The sequence below is a fragment of the Streptomyces sp. Root431 genome (assembly GCF_001426585.1).
Lineage (GTDB): Bacteria > Actinomycetota > Actinomycetes > Streptomycetales > Streptomycetaceae > Streptomyces > Streptomyces stackebrandtii.
In genome coordinates, this window is the sequence record NZ_LMEI01000007.1 from 168,753 (window position 1) to 190,532 (window position 21,780).

Annotated in this window: 17 protein-coding genes; 10 read left to right on the plus strand and 7 right to left on the minus strand. The window is 71.8% G+C overall.

Features of this window, described 5'->3' with window-relative positions; all coding sequences use genetic code 11:
- Positions 1-113: 113 nt before the first annotated feature.
- Positions 114-1,310 carry a DUF4190 domain-containing protein gene (locus ASC82_RS08040; protein WP_056643692.1) on the plus strand — a complete coding sequence of 399 codons (1,197 nt, stop codon included), beginning with the start codon at positions 114-116 and terminating at the stop codon, positions 1,308-1,310.
- Positions 1,311-1,452: 142 nt separating this feature from the next.
- On the opposite strand, the gene ASC82_RS08045 is transcribed toward ASC82_RS08040, so the two are convergent.
- Positions 1,453-2,784 carry a glycoside hydrolase family 18 protein gene (locus ASC82_RS08045; RefSeq protein ID WP_056643694.1) on the minus strand — a complete coding sequence of 444 codons (1,332 nt, stop codon included), beginning with the start codon at positions 2,782-2,784 and terminating at the stop codon, positions 1,453-1,455.
- Between the two features lie 295 nt (positions 2,785-3,079).
- On the opposite strand from ASC82_RS08045, the gene ASC82_RS08050 reads away from it, so the two are divergent.
- The 6 genes from ASC82_RS08050 to ASC82_RS08075 all read left to right on the plus strand — a co-directional run bounded on the left by ASC82_RS08050 (position 3,080) and on the right by ASC82_RS08075 (position 9,970).
- Complete coding sequence (locus ASC82_RS08050) at positions 3,080-3,832, plus strand: GntR family transcriptional regulator (RefSeq protein ID WP_024760850.1); 753 nt, start codon at positions 3,080-3,082, stop codon at positions 3,830-3,832.
- Positions 3,833-4,068: 236 nt separating this feature from the next.
- Positions 4,069-5,844, plus strand: coding sequence for a hypothetical protein (locus ASC82_RS08055; protein WP_242427609.1), 1,776 nt, complete (start codon positions 4,069-4,071; stop codon positions 5,842-5,844).
- Positions 5,845-5,998: 154 nt separating this feature from the next.
- Entirely contained in the window at positions 5,999-6,178 is a 180-nt protein-coding gene (locus ASC82_RS08060; RefSeq protein ID WP_024760848.1) for an SPOR domain-containing protein, read from the plus strand.
- A gap of 40 nt (positions 6,179-6,218) precedes the next feature.
- Positions 6,219-6,692 (plus strand): (deoxy)nucleoside triphosphate pyrophosphohydrolase, encoded by a 474-nt coding sequence (locus ASC82_RS08065; RefSeq protein WP_242427610.1) that lies wholly within the window; start codon positions 6,219-6,221, stop codon positions 6,690-6,692.
- A 143-nt stretch (positions 6,693-6,835) separates the two neighbouring features.
- Positions 6,836-7,258 (plus strand): ATP-binding protein, encoded by a 423-nt coding sequence (locus tag ASC82_RS08070; protein ID WP_056643696.1) that lies wholly within the window; start codon positions 6,836-6,838, stop codon positions 7,256-7,258.
- 144 nt (positions 7,259-7,402) lie between these two features.
- The gene (locus ASC82_RS08075) at positions 7,403-9,970 is read left to right on the plus strand and encodes a SpoIIE family protein phosphatase (RefSeq protein WP_056643699.1); all 2,568 of its coding nucleotides are present in this window, start codon (positions 7,403-7,405) and stop codon (positions 9,968-9,970) included.
- Positions 9,971-10,026: 56 nt separating this feature from the next.
- On the opposite strand, the gene ASC82_RS08080 is transcribed toward ASC82_RS08075, so the two are convergent.
- Positions 10,027-10,734 carry a PspA/IM30 family protein gene (locus ASC82_RS08080; RefSeq protein WP_056643702.1) on the minus strand — a complete coding sequence of 236 codons (708 nt, stop codon included), beginning with the start codon at positions 10,732-10,734 and terminating at the stop codon, positions 10,027-10,029.
- Between the two features lie 56 nt (positions 10,735-10,790).
- Positions 10,791-12,899 (minus strand): TPM domain-containing protein, encoded by a 2,109-nt coding sequence (locus tag ASC82_RS08085; RefSeq protein WP_056643704.1) that lies wholly within the window; start codon positions 12,897-12,899, stop codon positions 10,791-10,793.
- A gap of 160 nt (positions 12,900-13,059) precedes the next feature.
- On the opposite strand from ASC82_RS08085, the gene ASC82_RS08090 reads away from it, so the two are divergent.
- Entirely contained in the window at positions 13,060-14,058 is a 999-nt protein-coding gene (locus tag ASC82_RS08090; RefSeq protein ID WP_056643706.1) for a hypothetical protein, read from the plus strand.
- Positions 14,059-14,128: 70 nt separating this feature from the next.
- The gene (locus ASC82_RS08095; protein WP_056643709.1) at positions 14,129-14,968 is read left to right on the plus strand and encodes a transglutaminase domain-containing protein; all 840 of its coding nucleotides are present in this window, start codon (positions 14,129-14,131) and stop codon (positions 14,966-14,968) included.
- Here the strand turns inward: ASC82_RS08095 and ASC82_RS08100 are convergent.
- From ASC82_RS08100 to ASC82_RS08115, 4 genes are read right to left on the minus strand one after another with little or no spacing between them, the layout of a single operon-like run.
- Entirely contained in the window at positions 14,949-15,719 is a 771-nt protein-coding gene (locus tag ASC82_RS08100) for a succinate dehydrogenase/fumarate reductase iron-sulfur subunit (protein ID WP_056643711.1), read from the minus strand. The genes ASC82_RS08095 and ASC82_RS08100 overlap by 20 nt on opposite strands.
- Entirely contained in the window at positions 15,716-17,632 is a 1,917-nt protein-coding gene (locus tag ASC82_RS08105) for a fumarate reductase/succinate dehydrogenase flavoprotein subunit (RefSeq protein WP_056643714.1), read from the minus strand. The genes ASC82_RS08100 and ASC82_RS08105 overlap by 4 nt, the downstream gene beginning before the upstream one ends.
- Before the next feature lie 49 nt (positions 17,633-17,681).
- Positions 17,682-18,503 carry a hypothetical protein gene (locus ASC82_RS08110; RefSeq protein WP_056643716.1) on the minus strand — a complete coding sequence of 274 codons (822 nt, stop codon included), beginning with the start codon at positions 18,501-18,503 and terminating at the stop codon, positions 17,682-17,684.
- A gap of 32 nt (positions 18,504-18,535) precedes the next feature.
- Positions 18,536-18,760, minus strand: coding sequence for a hypothetical protein (locus tag ASC82_RS08115; protein ID WP_056643718.1), 225 nt, complete (start codon positions 18,758-18,760; stop codon positions 18,536-18,538).
- Between the two features lie 248 nt (positions 18,761-19,008).
- Between ASC82_RS08115 and ASC82_RS08120 the strand changes: the two genes are divergently transcribed.
- Positions 19,009-21,417, plus strand: coding sequence for an ABC transporter family substrate-binding protein (locus ASC82_RS08120; protein ID WP_056643720.1), 2,409 nt, complete (start codon positions 19,009-19,011; stop codon positions 21,415-21,417).
- Positions 21,418-21,780: the final 363 nt, after the last annotated feature.

Here is a 21,780-nt window from a genome sequence, read left to right on the forward strand (position 1 = left end):
CCACGTACGATGCGCGCTCGTTCGGCGTCTGCACGCGTCAGCCGCTTCAGCCGCGTCAGTCGCCGTCAGTCGCCCAAGCCGCCCCAAGCCGTCTCAACAGGAGCACGTCAGCCGTGGAGCCGACCCAGCCGCCCCAGCAGCCCCCGTCGCCCCATGGGGCCCCGCAGCAGCAGGGCTGGCCCGCCCCCGGCCCGTACACCTCGCCAGGAGGGCCGTACGCGGCCGGTCCCTACGGCCCGCCGGGCGTCCCCGGCGCCCCCGGTGCTCCCGCCATCGGGCCCTACGGGCAGCCCAAGCGCTCCACCAACGGGTTCGCCGTCGCCTCTCTCGTCTCCGGCATCGTCTGCTGCCTCCCGCCCCTCGGACTGGTCCTCGGCCTGATCGCCCTCCCGCAGATCAAGAAGAAGAACCAGGCGGGCAAGGGACTCGCGATCGCCGGCGTCATCCTCTCCGTCGTCAGCAGCCTGCTGCTCACCATCGGCCTCGTGACCGGCGGCATCGGTTCGGCCATCGACGGCTTCAAGGAGGGCGTGGACGAGGCGTCGCGCACCAAGTCCCCGTTCGCGCTGCGCATCGGGCAGTGCTTCGGCGACGACGGCAAGCTGGAGGAGTACGCGGAGGACATCGAGGTCATCGACTGCGCGAAGCCGCACGACGGCGAGGTCTCCGGCAGCTTCAAGCTCACCGGCTACGACAAGTGGCCCGGGAGGAGCGAGATAGAGACGGTGGGGGAGAAGCGCTGCGAGGCGATCAACTCCACCTACGCGCTGGACACCTGGGCCGTCCCCGTGGACGTGTGGGTGTACTACTACATGCCGAGCCGCGAGAGCTGGCGCCTCGGCGACCGGACCGTGATCTGCGCGTTCGCGAGCGAAGAGGGTCAGTTCACCGGTTCGGTGCGGTCCGACGCGAGCACCCTGACCGCCGACCAGGAGTACTTCCTGAAGGCCGTCAACCCGATCGAGACGGTCGGGTTCCGGGAGCCGGAGGACGACCCGGACGAGGACTTCGAGGCCAACAAGGCGTGGTCCGGGGAGATGCTGAAGGCGGTCGAGACGGCGCGTCTCGATCTGGCGAAGCACTACTGGCCCGGCGCCTCCACGGCCCCGGTCGCGGCGCTCGGCAAGGAGCTCGACGCGGCCGCGCGGGAGTGGCGGAAGCTGGCCGTGGCGGCCGACGCGGACGCCTACTGGGAGGCGTACGAGACGGCCTGGGACACCCTGCCCGAGGACCTGGGCGCCAAGGCCCGGACCGGGCTCGGCCTGACGGACACGCCGCCGGTGCAGGAGGGCCCGAGCCGCACGGCCTGAGGGGGACGGACGCGGGTACGGACGCGGGTACGGATGCGGGGCCGGGGCTCTTTCGAGAGTCCCGGCCCCGCGGCCGTCGCGTCCGGCTTCGCGTCCGGCTTCGCGTCCGGCTTCGCGTCCGGCTTCGCGTCCGGCGTCGCGTCTAGCGTCGGGTCAGGCCCCGGTCGATCGCGGTGATCAGCTCACCGTCGGGGGTGTCGCCGTCGAGGGACCAGACCATGGCGCCGCCGAGGCCCCGCTGCCGGACGTAGGTCGCCTTGGTGCGCAGCACGGTGGGGTCGTCGTAGGTCCAGAGCGTGGTGCCGTCGAAGAGCCAGGCGTGGCCGTTCTTGTAGCCGCGGTGGAGCGTGTACGCACCGGAGTCGGCGAGCGTCTTGAGGTGCTTGTAGTCCTCGGAGCCGGCGACCCAGGTGGCCGGGGCGGGCCCGGTCGCGGGCTTTCCGAGGCCGTCGCCGCCGCCGGTGACGCCGGTCCAGCCCTGGCCGTAGAAGGGCATGCCGACGACGAGCTTGTGGGCGGGGGCGCCGCGCCGCAGCCAGGACTTCACGGTCCCGTCGACGCTGAAGTCGTTCTTGGCGAAGAGCGCGGACTGCTGGGCGGTCTTCGTCTCGCCGGAGACGTGGAAGTCGTAGCCCTGGAGGTTCACGAAGTCGAAGTCCCGCATGATCTTGGCGACTTCGAAGCCCGCGTCGATCTTGGCGGGGGCGGTGGGGACGTAGGCGCTGAGGTCGTAGCGCTTGCGCTGGGGCAGCGAGCGGCCGTAGGCGTCGAGCTGCGTGCGGAACTCCCGTACGAGCTTGGTGAAGTTGGGCTTGTCCTCGGGGCGGATCACGTTCCCGGGGGCGCCGTCCGAGCCGGGCCACTCCCAGTCGAGGTCGATGCCGTCGAAGAGGCCGGCGGCGGCTCCGGCGCCGCCGCGGGCGCCGTCGGCGGGCAGGTTGCCCTTGATGTAGGTGTCGATGCAGGAGGCGACCAGCGTCTTGCGGCCCGCGTCCGTGCGCACGGCGTCGGAGAAGTGGGCGGAGCCGCTCCAACCGCCCAGCGAGATCATGACCTTGAGGCCCGGGTTCTTCGCCTTCAGCTCGCGCAGCTGGTTGAAGTTTCCGGCGAGGGGCTGCTCGGCGGTGTCGGCGACGCCGTCCACCGAGGCGGCCGCGTCGACGGGGCGCACGTAGTCGGCCCACGGGTCGGAGCCGGGCACATTGCCCATGAGGCACTTGCCGTTCGAACCGACAATCCCGAAGGCGTAGTTGATGTGGCTGAGCTTCGCGGCCGTGCCGCTGGTCTCCAGGTCCTTGACCTGGAAGTTCCGCCCGTAGATGCCCCATTGGGTGAAGTACCCGATGCGCTTCAGGGAGTGGGTGGGGGCGGAGGGCTGGTGCGCGTCGGCCGTGGGGGTCAGAGTGGCGAGGAGGCCGAGGGTGGCCGCGGCGGCGGCGCCGAAGGTCAGCTTGGTCAGGGCTCTGGGGCGCATGGGCTCGTTCCTGTGCGAGGCGGGATGGCGCGTGCGAGTGGAGTGCGAGTCGAGCGTGTGGGTCGAGCATGTGTGTCGGGCATGTGAGTCGTGCGTGCACAGGAAGGTATTGGTCTGGACCAATAGAGGTCAAGGGGTGCGGCACCGTCTCGACGTCACCTACTCGCGGTGACCGTGGGTAGCAAGGCCTGCGACCGGCGTGTCATCACTTCGAGTGAAACTTTGGCCCATGCTTGCGGATCGCGACCCTCGGTTGTCAGTCTGTAGCTGACAGTCAACCTGAGGGGAGTGTCCAGTGACATTCGGTGAGCAGCCCGCCTACTTGCGCGTGGCGAGCGATCTGCGGGAGAAGATCGCCAACGGCTCGCTTCCGCCGCACACCCGTCTCCCGTCGCAGGCGCGCATCCGCGAGGAGTACGGGGTGTCGGACACCGTCGCGCTGGAGGCCCGCAAGGTGCTCATGGCCGAGGGGCTCGTCGAGGGCCGGTCCGGCTCGGGGACGTACGTGCGGGAGCGCCCGGTGCCGCGCCGGATCGCCCGCTCCGGCTACCGCCCGGCCTCCGGCGCCACCCCGTTCCGGCAGGAGCAGGCGGCCGAAGGGGCGCGGGGGACCTGGGAGTCGCGCAGCGAGCAGGAGCCGGCGAGCGCCGAGGTGGCCGCCCGGCTCGACATCGAGCCGGGGGAGCGCGTGATGCGCACGCGGTACGTATACCGGGACGGGGGCGAGCCCATGATGGTCTCCACCTCCTGGGAGCCGCTCGCGGTCACCGGCCGGACGCCGGTGATGCTGCCCGAGGAGGGCCCGCTCGGCGGCTGCGGCGTCGTCGAGCGGATGGCCGCCATCGACGTGGTCGTGGACAACGTGGTCGAAGAGGTCGGCGCCCGCCCCGGCCTCGCCGAGGAGCTCCTCGCGCTGGGCGGGGTGCCGGGCCATGTGGTCATGGTCGTCGAGCGGACGTACTACGCGTCGGGGCGGGCCGTCGAGACGGCGGACGTCGTGGTCCCGGCCGACCGCTACCGCATCTCCTACCACCTCCCGGTCCGCTAGGGGGCGTCCGGCCTGGGGGTGCCCGGCCGGGCGGCGGGCCGAGCGGTGGGCCGACCGGCGAGTGGGCCGGCAGGCCGACCGGTGAGCGGACCCGGCTGTCCGGGCCGCTTGACCGGGAGTTAACGGACCGTCAATCCCCGTAACCGCCCGGCAATCGTGGACCGCGACAAGCCGTCACGCCCGGCTCCTACCTTCCTGCTCCGTACCCGCGATCCGGTCGGACGACAGGAACCCTCATGACGGACACAGTCACCACACCCACCCCGGAGCCGGGTGGGGGCCCCTCCCGGACCCTGGAGGCGCGGGAGGAGCTCGCGCCGCCGCCGGGGCCCCGCCGCAGCTACGCCAAACTGGCCGCGGACGAGAGCCGCGAGGACTACTCCCTGCGCTACGCGCCGCACTCCTTCCGGCGCTGGTCGCCCGCCACCGTCGCCGGCACGGCCCTCGGCGGCATCGCCTACCTCGCCGACTTCGCGATCGGCGCCTCGATCGTCTTCACCTACGGCTTCGGCAGCGGCCTCGCCTCGATCCTCACCGCCGCCGCGATCATCTTCCTCACCGGCATCCCCATCGCCCGCGCCTGCGCGAAGTACGGCCTGGACATGGACCTCATCACCCGGGGCGCCGGTTTCGGCTACTTCGGCTCCACGCTGACCTCCCTGATCTACGCCTCCTTCACCTTCATCTTCTTCGCGCTCGAAGGCTCGATCATGGCCCAGGCCATGCATCAGGCCGTCGGCCTCCCGGTCGAGATCGGCTACCTGATCACGACGCTGATCGTCATCCCGATCGTCTTCCGCGGGATGGGCGCGCTGGCCAAGGTGCAGGCCTGGACCCAGCCGATCTGGATCATCGGCATGGTGCTGCCCTTCGCCGTCCTGGCCTTCGAGGCCCCCGACGCCTGGGGCGCCTTCGGCTCCTTCGGCGGTACCGAGGGTGCCGGCGCGGGCTTCTCGTGGATCGGCTTCGGCCTCGGCACGGGCGTCGCGCTCTCCCTGATCGCGCAGATCGGCGAGCAGGCCGACTATCTGCGCTTCATGCCCGCGAAGACGGAGGCCAACAAGCGCCGGTGGAACCTCGCCGTGCTCGCCGCCGGACCCGGCTGGGTCATCATCGGCGCGGCCAAGCAGCTCGGCGGCGCCTTCCTCGCCTTCGTCGCCCTGGAGGCCGTCGGCAAGACCCACGCCCTGGAGCCGATCGCCCCGCAGATCGAGGCGCTCAAGCCCTGGCTCGGCTCCTTCGCGCTGCCCGCGGCCGCGCTCTTCGTGATCGTCTCCCAGATCAAGATCAACGTCACCAACGCCTACAGCGGATCGCTGTCCTGGTCGAACTTCTTCTCCCGCGTCACCCACCGCCACCCCGGCCGCGTCTGGTACATCTTCCTCAACCTCGCCATCGCGCTGACGCTGATGGAAATGAACATGTTCGCGGCCCTCAACAAGCTGCTCGGCTTCTACTCCAACGTCGGCATCGCCTGGATCGTCGCCGTCGCCGCGGACCTCGTCATCAACAAGCGGGCCGGCTGGAGTCCCCCGTACATCGAGTTCAAGCGCGCCTATCTGTACGCCGTGAACCCGGCCGGCTTCGGTGCCATGGTCATCGCCTCGGTCGTCTCGATCCTCGCCTTCTTCGGTCTCTTCGGTACCTACGCGGAGGCGTTCTCCACGTTCATCGCGGCCGGTCTCGCCCTCGTCCTCTGCCCGCTGATCGCCTGGGCGACCAAGGGCCGCTACTACCTGGCCCGCCCGAACCCGGTGAACGGACCCGGCGTGCTGGACGGACCGGGCGCGACGGTGACCGACGAGCGCGCGACCCACACCTGCGCCGAGTGCGAGACGGCGTACGAACTGCCCGACATCGCCGACTGCCCGGTGCGGTCCGGCCCCGTCTGCTCCCTCTGCTGCTCGCTCGACGCCGAGTGCGGCGACGTCTGCCGCAAGGACCCCCAGGGCGCCGGCGCCCCCGTCCTGCTGCCGATGCCGACCGTCCCCCCGGCCGCAGCCAGGGCGTAGCTTCGGCCTCCCTCCGTCGGTTACCGGCCGATCCGTATCTCTTTGTGAAAACGCATATCCGCTGTGTGAAGGTCAGGCGTAAGCTCCGGCATATGCGGATTGCGGTTTCCCGGAGATCGTTGGAGATGCCCGGACCGGCGGAGGGAGAAGCCTGATGAGCGACAGCGGCGCCGTTCTTCCCTGGCTTGTCATACGGCAGGACGACAACGGCAACCGCTACCGCGTGGGGCGGTACGCGACCAAGGACGAAGCCCAGAAGATCGCGGACAGCCTCGACGACCGCGGCCACAAGCAGCTCTACTGGGTCGAGCGCATCGCCAGCCCTGCTCTCTGAGCCGGGCGGGCGCCGTCCGGCCCGGGCTACGCTCGCGCCCATGACGGAACGCACCACCGACCCCGCCGCGCCCCACGAGCACCACCACGGCACCGACCCCGGTGTCGTGGTCGTCGTCGCGGGGGCCGTGTACGACCGGGGGCGCCTGCTCGCCGCCCGCCGCAGCGCCCCTGCCGAGCTGGCCGGCCGCTGGGAACTCCCCGGCGGCAAGCTCGAACCGGGCGAGAGTCCCGAAGAGGCCCTGGTCAGGGAGTTGCGCGAGGAGCTCGGCGTCGAGGCCGAACCCGGTGAGCGCATTCCCGGCGAGTGGCCGCTGAAGCCCGGATACGTCCTGCGGGTGTGGACCGCCCGGCTGCTCTCCGGCGAACCGCGACCGCTGGAGGACCACGACGAGCTGCGCTGGCTCTCCCGGCACGAGCTGGACTCGGTCGACTGGCTCGACCAGGACCGCCCGGCCGTCGCCGAGGCCGCACTGCGGCTCCCGACCGCTCCCGTCGACGGAGCGCGCGACTGAGTCTCTACGCCGTTCGTGCCACCGTGCGCCCACGGCTGCGCCCGACACGATATCCCGCCCCAAATATCGGGTATGTGCTGATTGATCCCCTGGAAGGGGACGCGGGCCTTCCTGCTGACACACGGCTGGGGAAGTGATCGGGTGTGATCGACACCGACGGCGACTGTGCCGAGTGGTACTTCCCGGCAGAGGCCAATGCCGTGCGCACCGCCCGCCACGCGGTGCGCGAAACCCTGAGGTCCTGGGACCTCGACGCGGCCCTCGGCGATGTGACCGTCCTGCTGGTCAGCGAGCTGGTGACCAACTCCCTGCGGTACGCCTCCGGGCCGATCGGCGTCCGCCTGGTCCGCCCCCGCCTCGACGGCGCCGAACCCGCACCGCATCCCGCGCTGCTCGTGGAGGTTTCGGATCCACTTCCGGATCCCCCGACGGAGAGGCCCGCGGGACCGGAGGACGAGGGGGGCCGCGGACTCGGTCTCGTGGCCTGTTCCGCACGGCGCTGGGGGACCCGTAAGGGAAGGACGGGCAAAACCGTATGGTTCGAGCTGGCTCTCCCTGGTGAGTAAACAGGGTGGGACAACGATCACCGGCACTCGGTCCGAAGCGAACGAGACCACCCTGTGATCGTGAACGTCGTGCCGTCGGGGCCTGCCGTATTGAATACTGCGGGCATGGCCGGTCCGGTGCGGTGAGCTGGAGGGGACGGTCGCGTGAGCGAGATATCCGAGACGGCGAGCGGCTTCGTGTGGCAGAGCAGCCCGCCCGGCTCCATCTATGACTACATCCGGGTCGCGTCCTTCTCGATCGGGCCCGACGGCCTCGTCGAGCAGTGGAGCAGGCGGGCCGTGGACCTCTTCGGCGTGACCGCCGAAGAGGCCAGAGGCAAGGACCCGGTCGAGGCCTTCATGCCCGCCGACCTGCGCGAGCGCGGTCACCGGCGGGTCAAGGAGATCCTCGACGGCAAGGAATGGACGGGCCTCGTCCCCTTCCGCATGCCCGGCGAGGAACGACCCCACGGCATCGCGGAGATGTACGTCATGCCGAGCGAGACCGAGACCGGGGAGCGGGCCGCGCTGTGCATCGTCGTCGATGTGCGCGCCCTCCGCCGCATCGAGACGGACCTCGCCGCCTCCCAGGCGATTTTCGGTCAATCTCCCTTCGGCTTTCTCCTCTTCGGCACCGACCTCACGGTGAAGCGGGCCAACCAGCGGTTCGCCACCGTCTTCGGCGGCTCGGCCGACGACCACCGCGGCCGGACCGTCCACGACTACCTCGCCCGCTCCGAGGCCGACCGGATGACCACCGCCCTCCAGCGGGTCCTGGACACCGGCGAATCCGTCACCGACCTCCAGATCGTCGGCGCCGCCCCCGGCGCCCGCGACCGCCGCCACTGGTCCATCAACCTCTACCGCGTGCACAGCGGCTCCGGCCGGCCGATCGGCGTCGCCGGTCTCGGCATCGACGTGACCCGCCGCCACAACGCCGCCCGCGAGGCGGCGAGCGCCCGCCGCAACCTCGCCCTCCTCAACGAGGCCGGCGCCCGCATAGGCAACTCCCTCGACCTGGAGGCCACCGCACGCGAGCTCCTCGACGTCGCCGTCCCCGGCTTCTGCGACCTCGCCTCCGTCGACCTCTACCAAGGCCTGCTGACCGGTGACGAAGCACCACCGGGCCGGTGGGGAAGCTCCCACGACGTCGGCTACGGGGCGGGCAGCGCCGAGCTCCGCAGGGTCGCCTTCGCCAGCGCCGTCGCCGACACCCCCCTCAGAACCGACGAGGGACACGGGCCTGACAGCGGCTGTTGCGGACCCGTACCGATCGAGGTCGGGGCCGTCCACCGCTACCCGTTCAACTCGCCGTGCGCCGGAGCGCTGCGGACCGGCCGGATCCGGACGGTGCCGGGCGCCGACGGCGAACTCGTCCAGTCCACGCTGATCGTCCCGATGGTCGCCCACGACACCGTCGTCGGTCTCGTCCAGTTCTCCCGGGCCAAGGGCAGCGAGTCCTTCGGGGAGCGCGACCGGGCCCTCGCCGTCGAACTCGCGGCCCGCGCCGCCGTCTGCATCGACAACGCCCGCCTCTACCGCCGCGAACACGAGCGGGCCCTCATCCTCCAGCGCAGCCTCCTCCCGCCCGGCGACCCCGAGGCAGCGGGACTCGACATCGCCTGCCGCTACCTCCCCGGCACCACCGCCACCGAGGTCGGCGGCGACTGGTTCGACGTCATCGAACTCCCCGGCCACCGCACCGCCCTCGTCATCGGCGACGTCATGGGCCGCGGCCTGCGCGCCGCCGTCGCCATGGGCGAACTGCGCACCGCCGTCCGTACCCTCGCCCAGCTCGACCTGGAGCCCGCCGAGGTCCTGTCCCACCTCGACGAGATCGCCCGCGGCCTGGGCGCCCCCATCGGCACCCAGCAGTCCCGCACGCAGAAGTCCCGCGGCCCCGAACTCTCCGAGGTCTACCTCGCCACCTGCGTCTACGCGGTGTACGACCCGGTCACCCGGCGCTGCACCTTCGCCAACGCCGGCCACCTCCCGCCCGTGCTCGTCGAACCCGGCGAGGAGGCCCTGCTGCTCGACGTACCCCCCGGGATGCCGCTCGGGGTCGGCGGCGAACCCTTCGAGGAGGTCGAGGTCGAACTGCCCGAGGGCGCCCTCCTCGCCCTCTACACCGACGGGCTCGTCGAGTCCCGCGACCATCCCCTGGACGAGGGGCTCAGCGCCTTCCGGCGCGCCCTCACCGACCCGGCCCGCCCGCTCGAAGACGTCTGCGACCGGGTCCTGACCAGCCTCGACACCGGCCACGGCGAGGACGACATCGCCCTCCTCATGGCCAGGATCCAGGGCCTGCCCAGCGAGGCCGTGGGCGACTGGCGGCTGCCCAGGGAGCCCCGCTCGGTCGGCCGGGCCCGCGAACTGGCCCGCGCCCAGCTGAAGGCCTGGGACCTCGAACCCCTCGTCGACACCGTCGAACTCCTCGTCAGCGAACTCGTCACCAACGCGCTGCGCTACGGGGAGGGCGAGATCCGGCTGCGCCTGCTGCGCGACCGCACCCTCGTCTGCGAGGTCTGGGACGCGGGCCTGGTCCAGCCGCGGCGCCGACGGGCCCGGGACACCGACGAGGGCGGGCGCGGTCTCCAGCTGGTCGGGCTGCTCAGCTCCTCCTGGGGATCCCGGCGCACCCCGCGCGGCAAGACCGTCTGGTTCGAACTGGCCCTGCCGGACGGCGAGGGCACGGCCGAACCGACGGTGGAGCAGCTCCTCAGCATGTTCTGACCGATGCCACCCACGGCGGGCGGCGCACCGCACCGCCCGCCCGAGCAAGCACCGGATCAGGACTTGAGCGCGGCCAGCCGGGCCTCGATCTCCGCGCTGTCGCCGAGCGCGTCCAACTGCTCGAACTGGGCGTCCAGCGAGGAGGCGGCGAGCTCCTGCTTGCCCATCGCCTTCGCCTCCTCCCGGCGCACCTTGTCCTCGAAGCGGCTCAGCTCGCTGGTCGGGTCGAGGACGTCGATGCCCTTCACCGCGTCCATCATCGTGTTCTGCGCCTGCGCCGACTTGGCGCGCGCGACCAGCTCGTCGCGCTTCGCCCGGAGCTCGCCGAGCTTGGCCTTCATCTGGTCGAGGCCGGTCCGCAGCTTGTCGACCACCTCGGTCTGCGAGGCGATCGTCGGCTCCGCCGTCCGCGCCTCCTTCTCCGACTGGAGCTGGCGGCCCAGTGCCACCTTCGCCAGGTTGTCGAAGCGGTCCGCCTCCGCCGCCTGCCCGCCGGCCCGCAGCTCGTCCGCCTTCCGGCTCGCGGCCAGGGCCTTGCCGCCCCACTCCTTCGCCGCGCCCACGTCCTCCTGGTGGTCCTGCTCCATCAGCCGGAGGTTGCCGATCGTCGCGGCCACCGCCTCCTCGGCCTCCGAGATGTTGCTCGAGTAGTCGCGGATCAGCTGGTCCAGCATCTTCTGCGGATCCTCCGCGGAGTCCAGCAGCGCGTTGATGTTGGCCTTCGCCAGCTGGGTGACCCGGCCGAGGATGGTCTGCTTGCTCATGGCTCTTCTCCTTGGAGAGGGACAGGAAAGAAAAGGGGACGCGGAACGCGCGCTCCTCAGAACCGGCCGCCGCCGCCCCGCCGGCCGCGCGTGCCGCTGCCGCCGAAGCTGCCGGGCCCGCCGCCGAAACCTCCGCCCCCGAAACCCCCGCCCGAACCTCCACCGAACCCCCCATGTCCGCCTCCCCTTCCCCCGCCGAACAGTCCGCCGAGGATGATGCCGCCGAGCACGGCACCGCCGAGCCCGCCGCCACCGCTTCCTCCCACCCCTGTTACACCGCCCAAGCCGTTCGGGTTCCCATACGTCCGGACATCCTGCTCGGCGAGCTCCTGCGCACGCCGGGCCAGCGCGTCCGCCTGCTGGGCCTCCGCGAGGGCGGTCTGCGGGTCCTCGGCCTCGGCCAGCGCATGCGCCTTCTCCCAGCGGCGCTGGGCCTCGGCCAGGCGCGTACGGGCCTCGCTGCCCACGGCGCCCCGATGGGTGGTGAGGTAGTCCGAGGCCGCGCCGATCGCCGAACGGGCCGTCAGCATCGCCTGATCGAGGAGCGCACGGGCGCGCCGCGTGCCCGACTCGCGCTCCCGCGCGCCCTCCAGCGCCTCGTCGAGCGCCGCGTCGGCCTCCTCGACCCGGCGCAGCGCGTCGATCGGGTCGTACCGCCCGGCCTCCACCCCGCGCCGCACCTCGGCGACCACCGACTCGGCCCGGGCGATCCGGCCCTGGAGGTCGGCGGTGGAGACCCCTTCGGCCGTCCCCTTCAGCAGGCCGCGGGCGTCCGCGAGGTCCGCGTCCGTCTCGGAGAGCGCGCCCGGCAGCTTGCCCACCGCCTCGGCCAGCTCCTGTGCCCGCCGGTCCACGGCCTCGACGAGCCGGGCCGCCTGGTCCACGGCGCCCTCGGCCGCCCGGATGTGCACGGCGGCCCCGCCGTTGTCCCCGGCGTCGATCTGCTGGCGGGCCTGGTTGACGTGGGTCGTCGCGAAGACGAGCCGGTCCTTCGCCTGCTCGATGTCGCCCGCGACGGGTGCCGCGGCCGACTCCGCGTACCGCTCGCGCATCGCGGTGAGCGCCGCCTCGGCCATGCCCATGCGCCCGGTCTGCTCGCGGAAGGCGGCCTCGACCGAGGCCAGCGCCTCGGGAGCGGTCCGCTCCAGGGCCCGCAGCCGGTCGAAGTCCTCGCTCTCGGCGTCGAGACGGGCGTCCGCCTCGGCGCAGCGCCGGAGGATCTCGTCGAGCATGCTCCGGCGGGTCGAGTCGTCCTCGGGAAAGGAGTCGTCGAGCTTCTGCCGCAGCCGGAAGGCGGCCGTCAGCTGTTCCTTGGCGAAGGCGACCGCCTCGGTGAAGGGCCGCACCGCCTCCTCGCCGAACTGGGCGGACGCGAAGCCGAGCTCCTCCTGGCTGGTGCGGACGGCGTCGTCGGTGGCGACCAGCGTCCGACGGGCCTCCCCGTCGAGCTCGTCCAGGGACGGCGGCGCCGGCTCCTTCGGCGGGCCCCAGCCCTGACCGCCCTGCGGGGTCGTGCGGGTCTCGGTCCGCCGCCGCCGTTTGGTGTACGCGTACGCCGCCACGGCCCCCGCGCCGCCGACCAGGACCACCGGCAGGACCAGGTCGGTCGCCGAGGTGCCGTCGTCGGCCGGGGCGCCGGGGTCGGCGGGCCCGGGGGTGATCGCCGGAGTGGGGACGGGCAGGCCGGCGAGGACGGCGTCGTAGCCGTTCGCCGCGCCGATGGCGGCGCCCGCCCAGTCGTTCTGCCGCAGCGCCGGTTCGATCGCGGTCCGGGCGACGTCGTCCAACTGCTCCTGGGTGAAGCGCGAGTCCGGGTCGGCGGAGTAGCCGTACTGCCGGTCGTGGGTGGCGACGGCGAGGAGCAGGTCCTCGACTCCGAGGCCGTTGCGCTCCGCGGTGGCGTCGGCCCAGCTTTGCCCCGAGCGGCCGGAGAAGTCCCGTACGTACACGACGAAGAGCTGCACGCGCCGGTCGTCGTAGAGCCGGTCGAGGGCCTGGGCCACGGAGGCGCGGCGGTCGCCGAGGGCTCCCACCCGGTCGGTGATCTGCCCCTCGCGGGACAGGGCGACGGGGTCGTCGGCGTGGGCACCGTGAACGGCGGGCACGATGAGCCACCACGCCGCCACCAGCACCGCGAGAAGGGCTCGGGTGGCTATTCGCGTCACAAAGTGGAGGTTATGTCCGGGTATGCGGCTTCGCGACCGGACCGATGCCATCCGGAAACCGTTCGAGGCCGCCCGACGTCACTGTCAGTGGCCGCCTCTACGGTGGCTTCAGTGGCACGACGGCTCTTGGGGGGCTCGGGTGAACGCACGGCTGAGGGGTATGTGGCGGCGGGGGCGCTGGTTTGTCCTGGGGCTGGTCATGGTGCTCGTCCTGCCGCTGCTCACCGGAGCGGTCGCGCTGCGCCTCAACTTCACGGGCGATGTCAGGGAGGACGCGCGGACCCGGGGCAAGGACGCCATCTGGCTCGGACACGCCTGGGTCGACGGGCGGAAGAAGGACGCCGACCTGGCGGCCTTCGCCGCGCAGATCAAGGGCACGGGGATACGCGACCTGTACGTCCACGCCGGACCGCTGCGGCACGACGGCACCCTGCCCGCGACCAAGTACCCCCGGGCGAAGTGGCTGATCGACGCGGTGCACCGCACGATGCCCGGGATACGGGTGCAGGCCTGGCTCGGCGACGTCCTGGCCACCGAGGGTCCCGACGGGCTGCGCCTGGACAAGGCCGAGTCCCGGGCCGCCGTGGTCACCTCGGCCCGGCAGATCCTGGACGCCGGTTTCGACGGGGTCCACTTCGACCTGGAGCCGCTGCTCTCCGACGACGGGAACTACCTGTCGCTCCTCGACGACCTCGGCGAGCTGACCCGGGCCCGGAAGGTGCCGCTGTCGGTCGCCGCCCACCAGATCGACCCGGTGCCGGCCGCGCACTCGGTGAACGGTGCGGTCAGCGGCAGTGAGAAGTGGTGGTCGCAGGAGTTCTTCGGGCAGGTCGCTCGGCGCGTCGACCAGATAGCCGTCATGTCGTACGACACGTGGATGCCGCTGGAGGGCCTCTACGGCGGCTACGTCGCCCAGCAGACGAGCCTCGCCCTCGAAGTGACGCCCGAATCCACCGATCTGTTGATGGGACTCCCCTTCTTCCACGAGGACGACCTCGGCCACCACGAGAACGCGGAGACCGTCGCCGCCGCGATCCGCGGCACGAGGCTCGGCCTCGGGCGCACGGACCACGACCGCGAGCGGTTCGGTGTCGCGCTGTACGTCGACTTCGCCGCGGAGGAAGGGGACTGGGCGGCCTACCGCGAGGGCTGGCACTGAGCGCCGGCGGACGGCTGAGGAGAATGAGGCCGGTGGCCCGCTGAGCCGCCGTACCGAGGGGGAGTACGCCATGATCAGTCGCCTGCTGATGCCCGTCCGCATCAAGACCCGCATCACGAACCGCACTGCGGCCCGGACCGCGATCGGGACCGGGGCCGAGGAGGTCGCCGGGTCCACCCGGCCCACGCCAATCCTGGACCTGGAACACCCGGGAGTCGTCGCGTTCGTGGCGAGGGTCCTGCGGGAGGCGGACGAGCGGGGCGCGGTGACGGCGCGTGACCGGCTCCGGGTGGCCCACGGGATCGTCGCCGCGACCGTACGGCCGGTGTACTCGGTGGAGGACCTCCGCCGTGTGTCCCGGACGCTGCGGCTCGGGCGCGGCTCGTGCAGTCAGCGCATGGCGGTCCTGGAGGCGGTGGCCCGGTCGTTCGGCGTGCCGACCCGGGTGCGGGGCATGTGCGTGGACGGGGCCTTCTGGTACCCACGGTTCCCGAGGCTGCACGCCTTCGTCCCCGAGGAAGTGGTCCTCGCCTGGCCGGAGTTCCGGCTCGACGGCGCCTGGGTGGCGATCGACGGCCTCTTCGGAGGCGACGAGCGGACCCGGGAGCACGGCTTCACCAACACCGGTGCGGAGACGCTCTTCGAGGCCGTGGCCCGGACCGGCGTCGACTGGGACGCGCCCTCCGCGTGCGGCGCGGACTCCGCCGCCCCCTGCGACTTCTCCGCCCACCTCCGCACCGACCTCGGCCGCTTCGCCTCCCGCGACGAGCTGTTCGCGCGTCACGGCCAGACGCTGTGCCGCCCCACCCGCACCCTCGCCGAGCCCGTCCTCGGCCGGTGGAGCGCGGGAGCGGCGGCACCCGCGTTGCAGGATCCCGCCGGCCCGCCGGCTAGGCCTTCCGCCGCCTGATCGTGTTGCCGAGCCACACCAGCGGGTCGTACTTCCGGTCCACGACCCGCTCCTTCATCGGGATCAGGGCGTTGTCGGTGATCCGGATGGACTCCGGGCACACCTCCGTACAGCACTTGGTGATGTTGCAGTAGCCGAGCCCGTGCTCCTCCTGCGCGTCGCGGCGCCGGTCGATCCCGGCCTCGTCCGCCGCGTCCAGCGGGTGCATGTCGAGCTCCGCGATCCGCATGAGGAAGCGGGGCCCGGCGAAGGCCGGCTTGTTCTCCTCGTGGTCGCGGACCACATGGCAGGTGTCCTGACACAGGAAGCACTCGATGCACTTCCGGAACTCCTGCGAGCGGTCCACGTCCTCCTGCCGCATCCGGTACTCGCCGGGGCCGAGCCCGGACGGCGGGACGAAGGCCGGGATCTCCCGGGCCTTCGCGTAGTTGAAGGAGACGTCCGTGACCAGGTCGCGGACGATCGGGAAGGCGCGCATCGGGGTCACGGTGATCACCTCGTCCCGCCCGAAGACCGACATCCGGGTCATGCAGAGCAGCCGGGGCCGACCGTTGATCTCGGCCGAGCACGAACCGCACTTGCCCGCCTTGCAGTTCCAGCGCACCGCGAGGTCCGGCGCCTGGGTGGCCTGGAGGCGGTGGACGACGTCGAGGACGACCTCCCCGTCGTGCACCTCGACCGTGTAGTCGGTCAGTTCGCCGCCGTCGGTGTCGCCCCGCCACACCCGGAACCGCGCGTCGTACGTACTCATGACCTCACCTCCCCTTCCAGCTCGTCGCCGCCTTCCAGCTCACTGCCGGCGAGGTACTTGGCCAGTTCCTCCTGCTCGAAGAGGGCGAGCAGGTCCGGACGGATCGGCTCGGTACGGATCCGTTCGAGCGCGATGCCGTCGCCGTCGGGGCGGCACAGCAGGTTCACCGGGCGCCACTCCCGCACCATCGCCGGATGGTCCTCCCGGGTGTGCCCGCCCCGGGACTCGGTACGCTCCAGGGCGGCCCGGGCCACGCACTCGCCGACGAGGAGCATGTTCCGCAGGTCGAGGGCGAGGTGCCAGCCCGGGTTGAACTGCCGGTGCCCCTCGACGGCGATCCGGCGGGCCCGCTCCCGCAGGGCGGCGATCCGCTCCAGGGCCTCGGCCATCTCGCCCTCCCGCCGGATGATCCCGACGAGGTCGTTCATCGTCTGCTGGAGTTCCTGGTGGAGTGTGTACGGATTCTCCGCGGGCCCCGGGACGGCGGCGCCGCCGAACGGGGCCAGCGCCTCCTCCGCCGCCGCGTCGACCTCGGACGGCACGACGCCGCCGCCCGCTCCGGACATCGCGTACTGCGCCGCGTAGAGCCCGGCCCGCCGGCCGAAGACGAGCAGGTCGGAGAGGGAGTTGCCGCCGAGCCGGTTGGAGCCGTGCATGCCGCCCGCGACCTCCCCGGCCGCGAAGAGCCCGGGCACGCCGACCGTCGCCGCCGTCTCGGAGTCGACGGCCACGCCGCCCATCACGTAGTGACAGGTCGGCCCGACCTCCATGGCCTCCGCCGTGATGTCGACGTCGGCCAGCTCCTTGAACTGGTGGTACATCGAGGGGAGCCGCCGTCGGATCACCTCCGCCGGCATCCGTGTCGACACGTCGAGGAACACGCCGCCGTGCGGGGAGCCGCGCCCCGCCTTCACCTCGGAGTTGATGGCCCGCGCCACCTCGTCGCGCGGCAGCAGCTCGGGCGGGCGCCGGTTGTTGTCGGGGTCCTCGTACCAGCGGTCGCCCTCGTCCTCGGTCTGCGCGTACTTCTCCTTGAAGACGTCGGGGACGTAGTCGAACATGAACCGCTTGCCCTCGGAGTTCCGCAGGACCCCGCCGTCGCCGCGTACGGACTCGGTGACGAGGATCCCCTTCACCGAGGGCGGCCAGACCATCCCGGTCGGATGGAACTGCACGAACTCCATGTTCACCAGCGGCGCGCCCGCGAGCAGGGCCAGCGCGTGCCCGTCGCCCGTGTATTCCCACGAGTTCGAGGTGACCTTGAAGGACTTGCCGATGCCGCCGGTCGCGAGGACGACCGACGGCGCCTCCAGGACGAGGAAGCGGCCGCTCTCCCGCTCGTAGCAGAAGACGCCGGCGACCTGCCCGTTCGCGCCCTTGAGAATGCGGGTGACGGTGAACTCCTGGAAGACCTTCAGCCGCGCCTCGTGGTCGCCGGTCTCGCGGTGGTCCTCCTGCTGGAGGCCGACGATCCGCTGCTGGAGGGTCCGGATGAGTTCGAGGCCGGTCCGGTCGCCGACGTGCGCGAGCCGCGGGTACTCGTGCCCGCCGAAGTTGCGCTGCGAGATCCGGCCGTCCGGGGTCCGGTCGAAGAGCGCGCCCCAGGTCTCCAGCTCCCAGACCCGGTCGGGGGCCTCCTGGGCGTGCAGCTCGGCCATCCGCCACTGGTTGAGGAACTTCCCGCCGCGCATGGTGTCGCGGAAGTGCGTCTTCCAGTCGTCGTGCTCGTTGGCATTGGCCATGGAGGCGGCGATGCCGCCCTCGGCCATGACGGTGTGGGCCTTGCCGAAGAGGGACTTGCAGATCACGGCGGTACGGGCGCCCGCCCGGCGCGCCTCGATCGCGGCCCGCAGCCCGGCCCCTCCGGCGCCCACCACGACCACGTCCCACTGCTGTCGTTCCACCACTGCCATCTCAGAAGAACCTCACGTCAGAAGAACCTCACGTCAGTAGGACCTCGGGTCAGAAGAACCTCGGGTCGTCGAAGGCGCCGGTCGCGAGCAGGTACACGTACAGATCGCACACGGCGACGCTGATCAGCGAGGCCCAGGCGAGCTGCATGTGCCGTCGGTTCAGCCGTCCGGTCCAGGTCCACAGCCGGTAGCGGACGGGGTGCTTCGAGAAGTGCCGGAGCCGCCCGCCGACGATGTGCCGGCAGGAGTGGCAGGACAGGGTGTACGCCCAGATCAGGGCGATGTTCACGAGGAAGATCAGCGTCCCGAGCCCCGCGTGCCCCCAGGCGTACGAGGAGTCGCGGAAGGTCAGGACGGTGTCGTACGTGAGGATCCCGGCGACCGGCAGCGCCGCGTAGAAGAAGTAGCGGTGGACGTTCTGAAGGATCAGCGGGAAGCGGGTCTCGCCCGTGTACGTACGGTGGGGCTCGGCGACCGCGCAGGCCGGGGGAGACGCCCAGAAGCCGCGGTAGTACGCCTTGCGGTAGTAGTAGCAGGTCAGGCGGAAGCCGAGCGGGAAGATCAGGATCAGCAGGGCGGGGGAGAGCCCCCACCAGCTGCCGAAGACCTCCCAGTTCGGCCCGCCCTTCATGGGGACGCAGTTCGACGCCAGACACGGCGAGTAGAACGGCGAGACGTAAGGGGCCGCGTAGTAGTCGGCGGCGGCGAACGCCCGCCAGGTCGAGTACGCGACGAAGGCGAGCAGACCGGCCGCGGTGGCGGCGGGGGAGAGCCACCAGCGGTCGGTGCGCAGATGGCGGGCGGCGATGGAGGCGCGCCCCGGAGAGCGCACCCCCGTCGCGGACCCGGGCGGTTCCGTACCTGTGGCCAACAGGCCCTCCTACGGTCGGTTGCCGGTACGTCCTATGGCGCGTGGCGGTCGCGTGCTCCCAGTCCCTCGTCGTCCACGTCCTTCCACAGCCCGCTGTCGTACGGGGCGTCGGGGATGGTCACGAGGCTCTCGGCGCGGGCGGCGGGCGGCGGGGGAGTGCCCCGCTCCGCGGCGATGCCGCGCTCCAGCTGGCCGACCGTGCGGACCAGGTCTTCGAGGCAGCGCTTGACGGCCGCCAGATCGTCCTGAACGGACATGGGTTGCCCTCACTTCCGCGAGCGGCTTCCGCAGGAGTGTCGCGCGTCACATCTCGCTTGGGAAGCCATGTGCACGGGATTCCACTCGTCCGGAGCGCACCGTCCCCGGGCTGTTGGGCCGCACGAGTGGGGTTTTCCGGACGTGCCGCCGTGTCGCCGTGGCCGGATCCGCTCCGTCCTTTTCAGTGTATGAGCAATAGGTCTGATCATCTCCAAATGGCATAAATCTGGACGAAGGGGTACAAGTCATGTCCCAGTTCGGCGCCCCTCGCGGGAGGACATGCTCCAGGAGCCCCCGCTCCCGCACGCTCCGCTCCGTCGCCACCCTCACCAGTGCGGTCCTCGCCGTCACCGTGCTCGCCGGCTGCAGCTCCGGCGACGACACCGGCGAAGCCCCGGCCGCAGCCCAGGACAACGCCCCCGCCAAGCGCGAAGCGGTGGCCGACGGCGGCACCCTGCGCTGGGCCGTCGACGCGCTGCCCACCACCCTCAACAGCTTCCAGGCCGACGCCGACGGCACCACCGCCCGCATCGCCGGGGCCGTGCTCCCCTCCCTCTACACGATCGACGAGCGGGGCCGACCGCAGCTGAACCCGGACTACCTGGAGTCCGCGCAGGTCGTCGAGACCGAGCCCAAGCAGGTCGTCCTCTACAAGCTCAACCAGCAGGCGGTGTGGAGCGACGGACGCGAGATCGGGGCCCCCGACTTCGTCGCCCAGTGGCGGGCGCTGAGCGGCCGCGACACCGCGTACTGGACCGCCCGCAACTCCGGCTACGAGCGGATCGAGAAGATCGAGAAGGGCAAGAACGACCTGGAGGTGCGGATCACCTTCTCCAAGCCCTACGCCGACTGGCAGTCCCTCTTCACCCCGCTCTACCCCAAGCAGGTGATGGGCTCCCCGAACTCCTTCAACGACGGGGCGCGCACCACGCTCAAGGCCACTGCAGGACCGTTCCTGCTGAAGTCGATCAACCGCGGGAGCGGCGACGTCACCCTGACCCGCAACCCCCGCTGGTGGGGGCAGTCCGCCAAGCTCGACAGCCTCGTCCTCAAGGCCGTCCCCCGGGCCGACCGGGCAGCGGCCCTCGCCGCGGACAAGCTCGACCTGGCCGAGATCGATCGCTCCACGGCCGACCGGATCGCCCTCGCGCTCCGCGACGCCCGCGCCGGCCGGAACGGCGCTCAGGCGGCCCTCGCCCACGGCCCCGGCTCGGCGATCACCTCCTCCAAGGCCCTGGAGTCCTGGGCCCTCGCGCACGGCTCCGACGAGGAGAAGGCGGAAGAGGTGCAGGCCGCACGCCAGAAGAACCAGAAGGCCGTCGCCCGATACGCGAGCGAGCAGGACGCCCTCGCCGGCTTCGTGGTCCGCAAGTCCCTGGAGCCCGCCTACACTCAGCTCTCCCTGAACGGCGAGTCCGGCGCGCTCGCCGACGAGCGCGTACGACGGGCGGTGGCCCGCGCCATCAACCGCCAGGAGCTGGCCGAATCCGTACTCAAGCCGCTCGGCCTCCCGGCGACGCCCCCCGGCAGCCACCTGGCCCTCGCCGGGCAGGCGGCGTACGCGGACAGCAGCGACGCGCTCGGCGACCAGGACACCAAGGAGGCGCGGGCGCTCCTCGCCGACGCGGGCTGGGTCCCCGGCGGGGCGGCCCGCAAGCCGGCCGGCGCGAAGGACGGCGCCGAGGCCGGCAGCGAGGCGGAGAAGGCGAAGAAGGCGAAGACCGAGAAGGCGGAGCAGGAGAAGAAGGACAAGAAGGCCGACGGCTCCACCGACGCCAAGAAGAAGGCGGACACCGCCTCCGACGAGGGCCTCTACATCGTCGGCGACGACAAGCCGGGCGACCCCAGGGCCCTCCCCGCCCCCGTCATCGGCGCCGCGGGCCCCGAGAACGGCACCGGCATCCTCGCCCCGGCCCCCGCCGCCGCACGCCAGAGCGCCGCGCTCCTCGCCCGCGCCGAGGCGCTCGACACCGGCGCGGGCTCGGGCGCCCGGGCCGCCCACTCGGTCACCAAGCCGGACCGGGGAGTCGCCGGGGCCTACGCCCCGCTCGGCACCGCCGCCCCCGTGACCGCGCCCCAGGCCTCGCGGGCCCTCGGCAAGGACGGCAAGGAACTCAGCCTCCGCTTCGTCCTGCCCTCCGGGCCCGGCTCCGAGTCGCTGCGCGCCGTCGGCGACCGGATCGTCCGGATGCTCGACGCCGTGGGGATCCGCACGCAGGTCACCAAGGTCTCCGACGACAGCTTCTTCAAGGACCACGTCGCCGCCGGCGACTACGACCTGGCCCTCTACTCCTGGCCGGCCTCCGCCTTCCCGGCGACCGACGCCCGGCCCATCTTCGCCAAGCCCGAGCCCGCGTCGGACGGCTCGCTCCTGGTCGAGCAGAACTACTCGCGGGTCGGCACCGACCGCATCGACCAGCTCTTCGACCAGGCGGCCGGGACGCTCGACGAGGAGGAGTCCCGCGAGCTCGTCCGCCAGGCCGACGCCCGCATCTGGGCCGCGGCCGGTTCCATCCCCCTCTACCAGCGCCCGCAGCTCGTCGCCGCGAAGGCCGAGATCGTGAACGCGGGGGCCTGGGGCCTCGCCGGACCCCGCTACCAGGACATCGGCTTCAAGAAGCCCGAATCCTCCAAGGGAGCAGAGCGAAACCGCTGAAAGCTCCAAAGTCTCCGAAACCGCTGATCACAACCTCAGAACCAGCTCAAGTTCCTTGCCCGCCGGTGATCCCGGCGGGCAGGATCGCGTCGGCCGCTTGACCCGGCCGGTCCGCTGTCACACCGCAGTCGCACCACAGCACCACAGATGCCGTGCCCGGAGCGTCCCCAGCGCGACCGGGCACACGCCGAAGCAGCCTGAGCACACGCCGAAGCAGCCTGAGCACACTCCGAAACCCCCCAGTAGACCCTCTCGGATCCGGGCGGGGAAGCCCCTTGCGCGGCAGCCCCGTACCATAGGACATAGCCGTGGCGCGTCCGCCCGGCGGGCGTACGAGGAACTGACGCCGCACCCACGATCCGA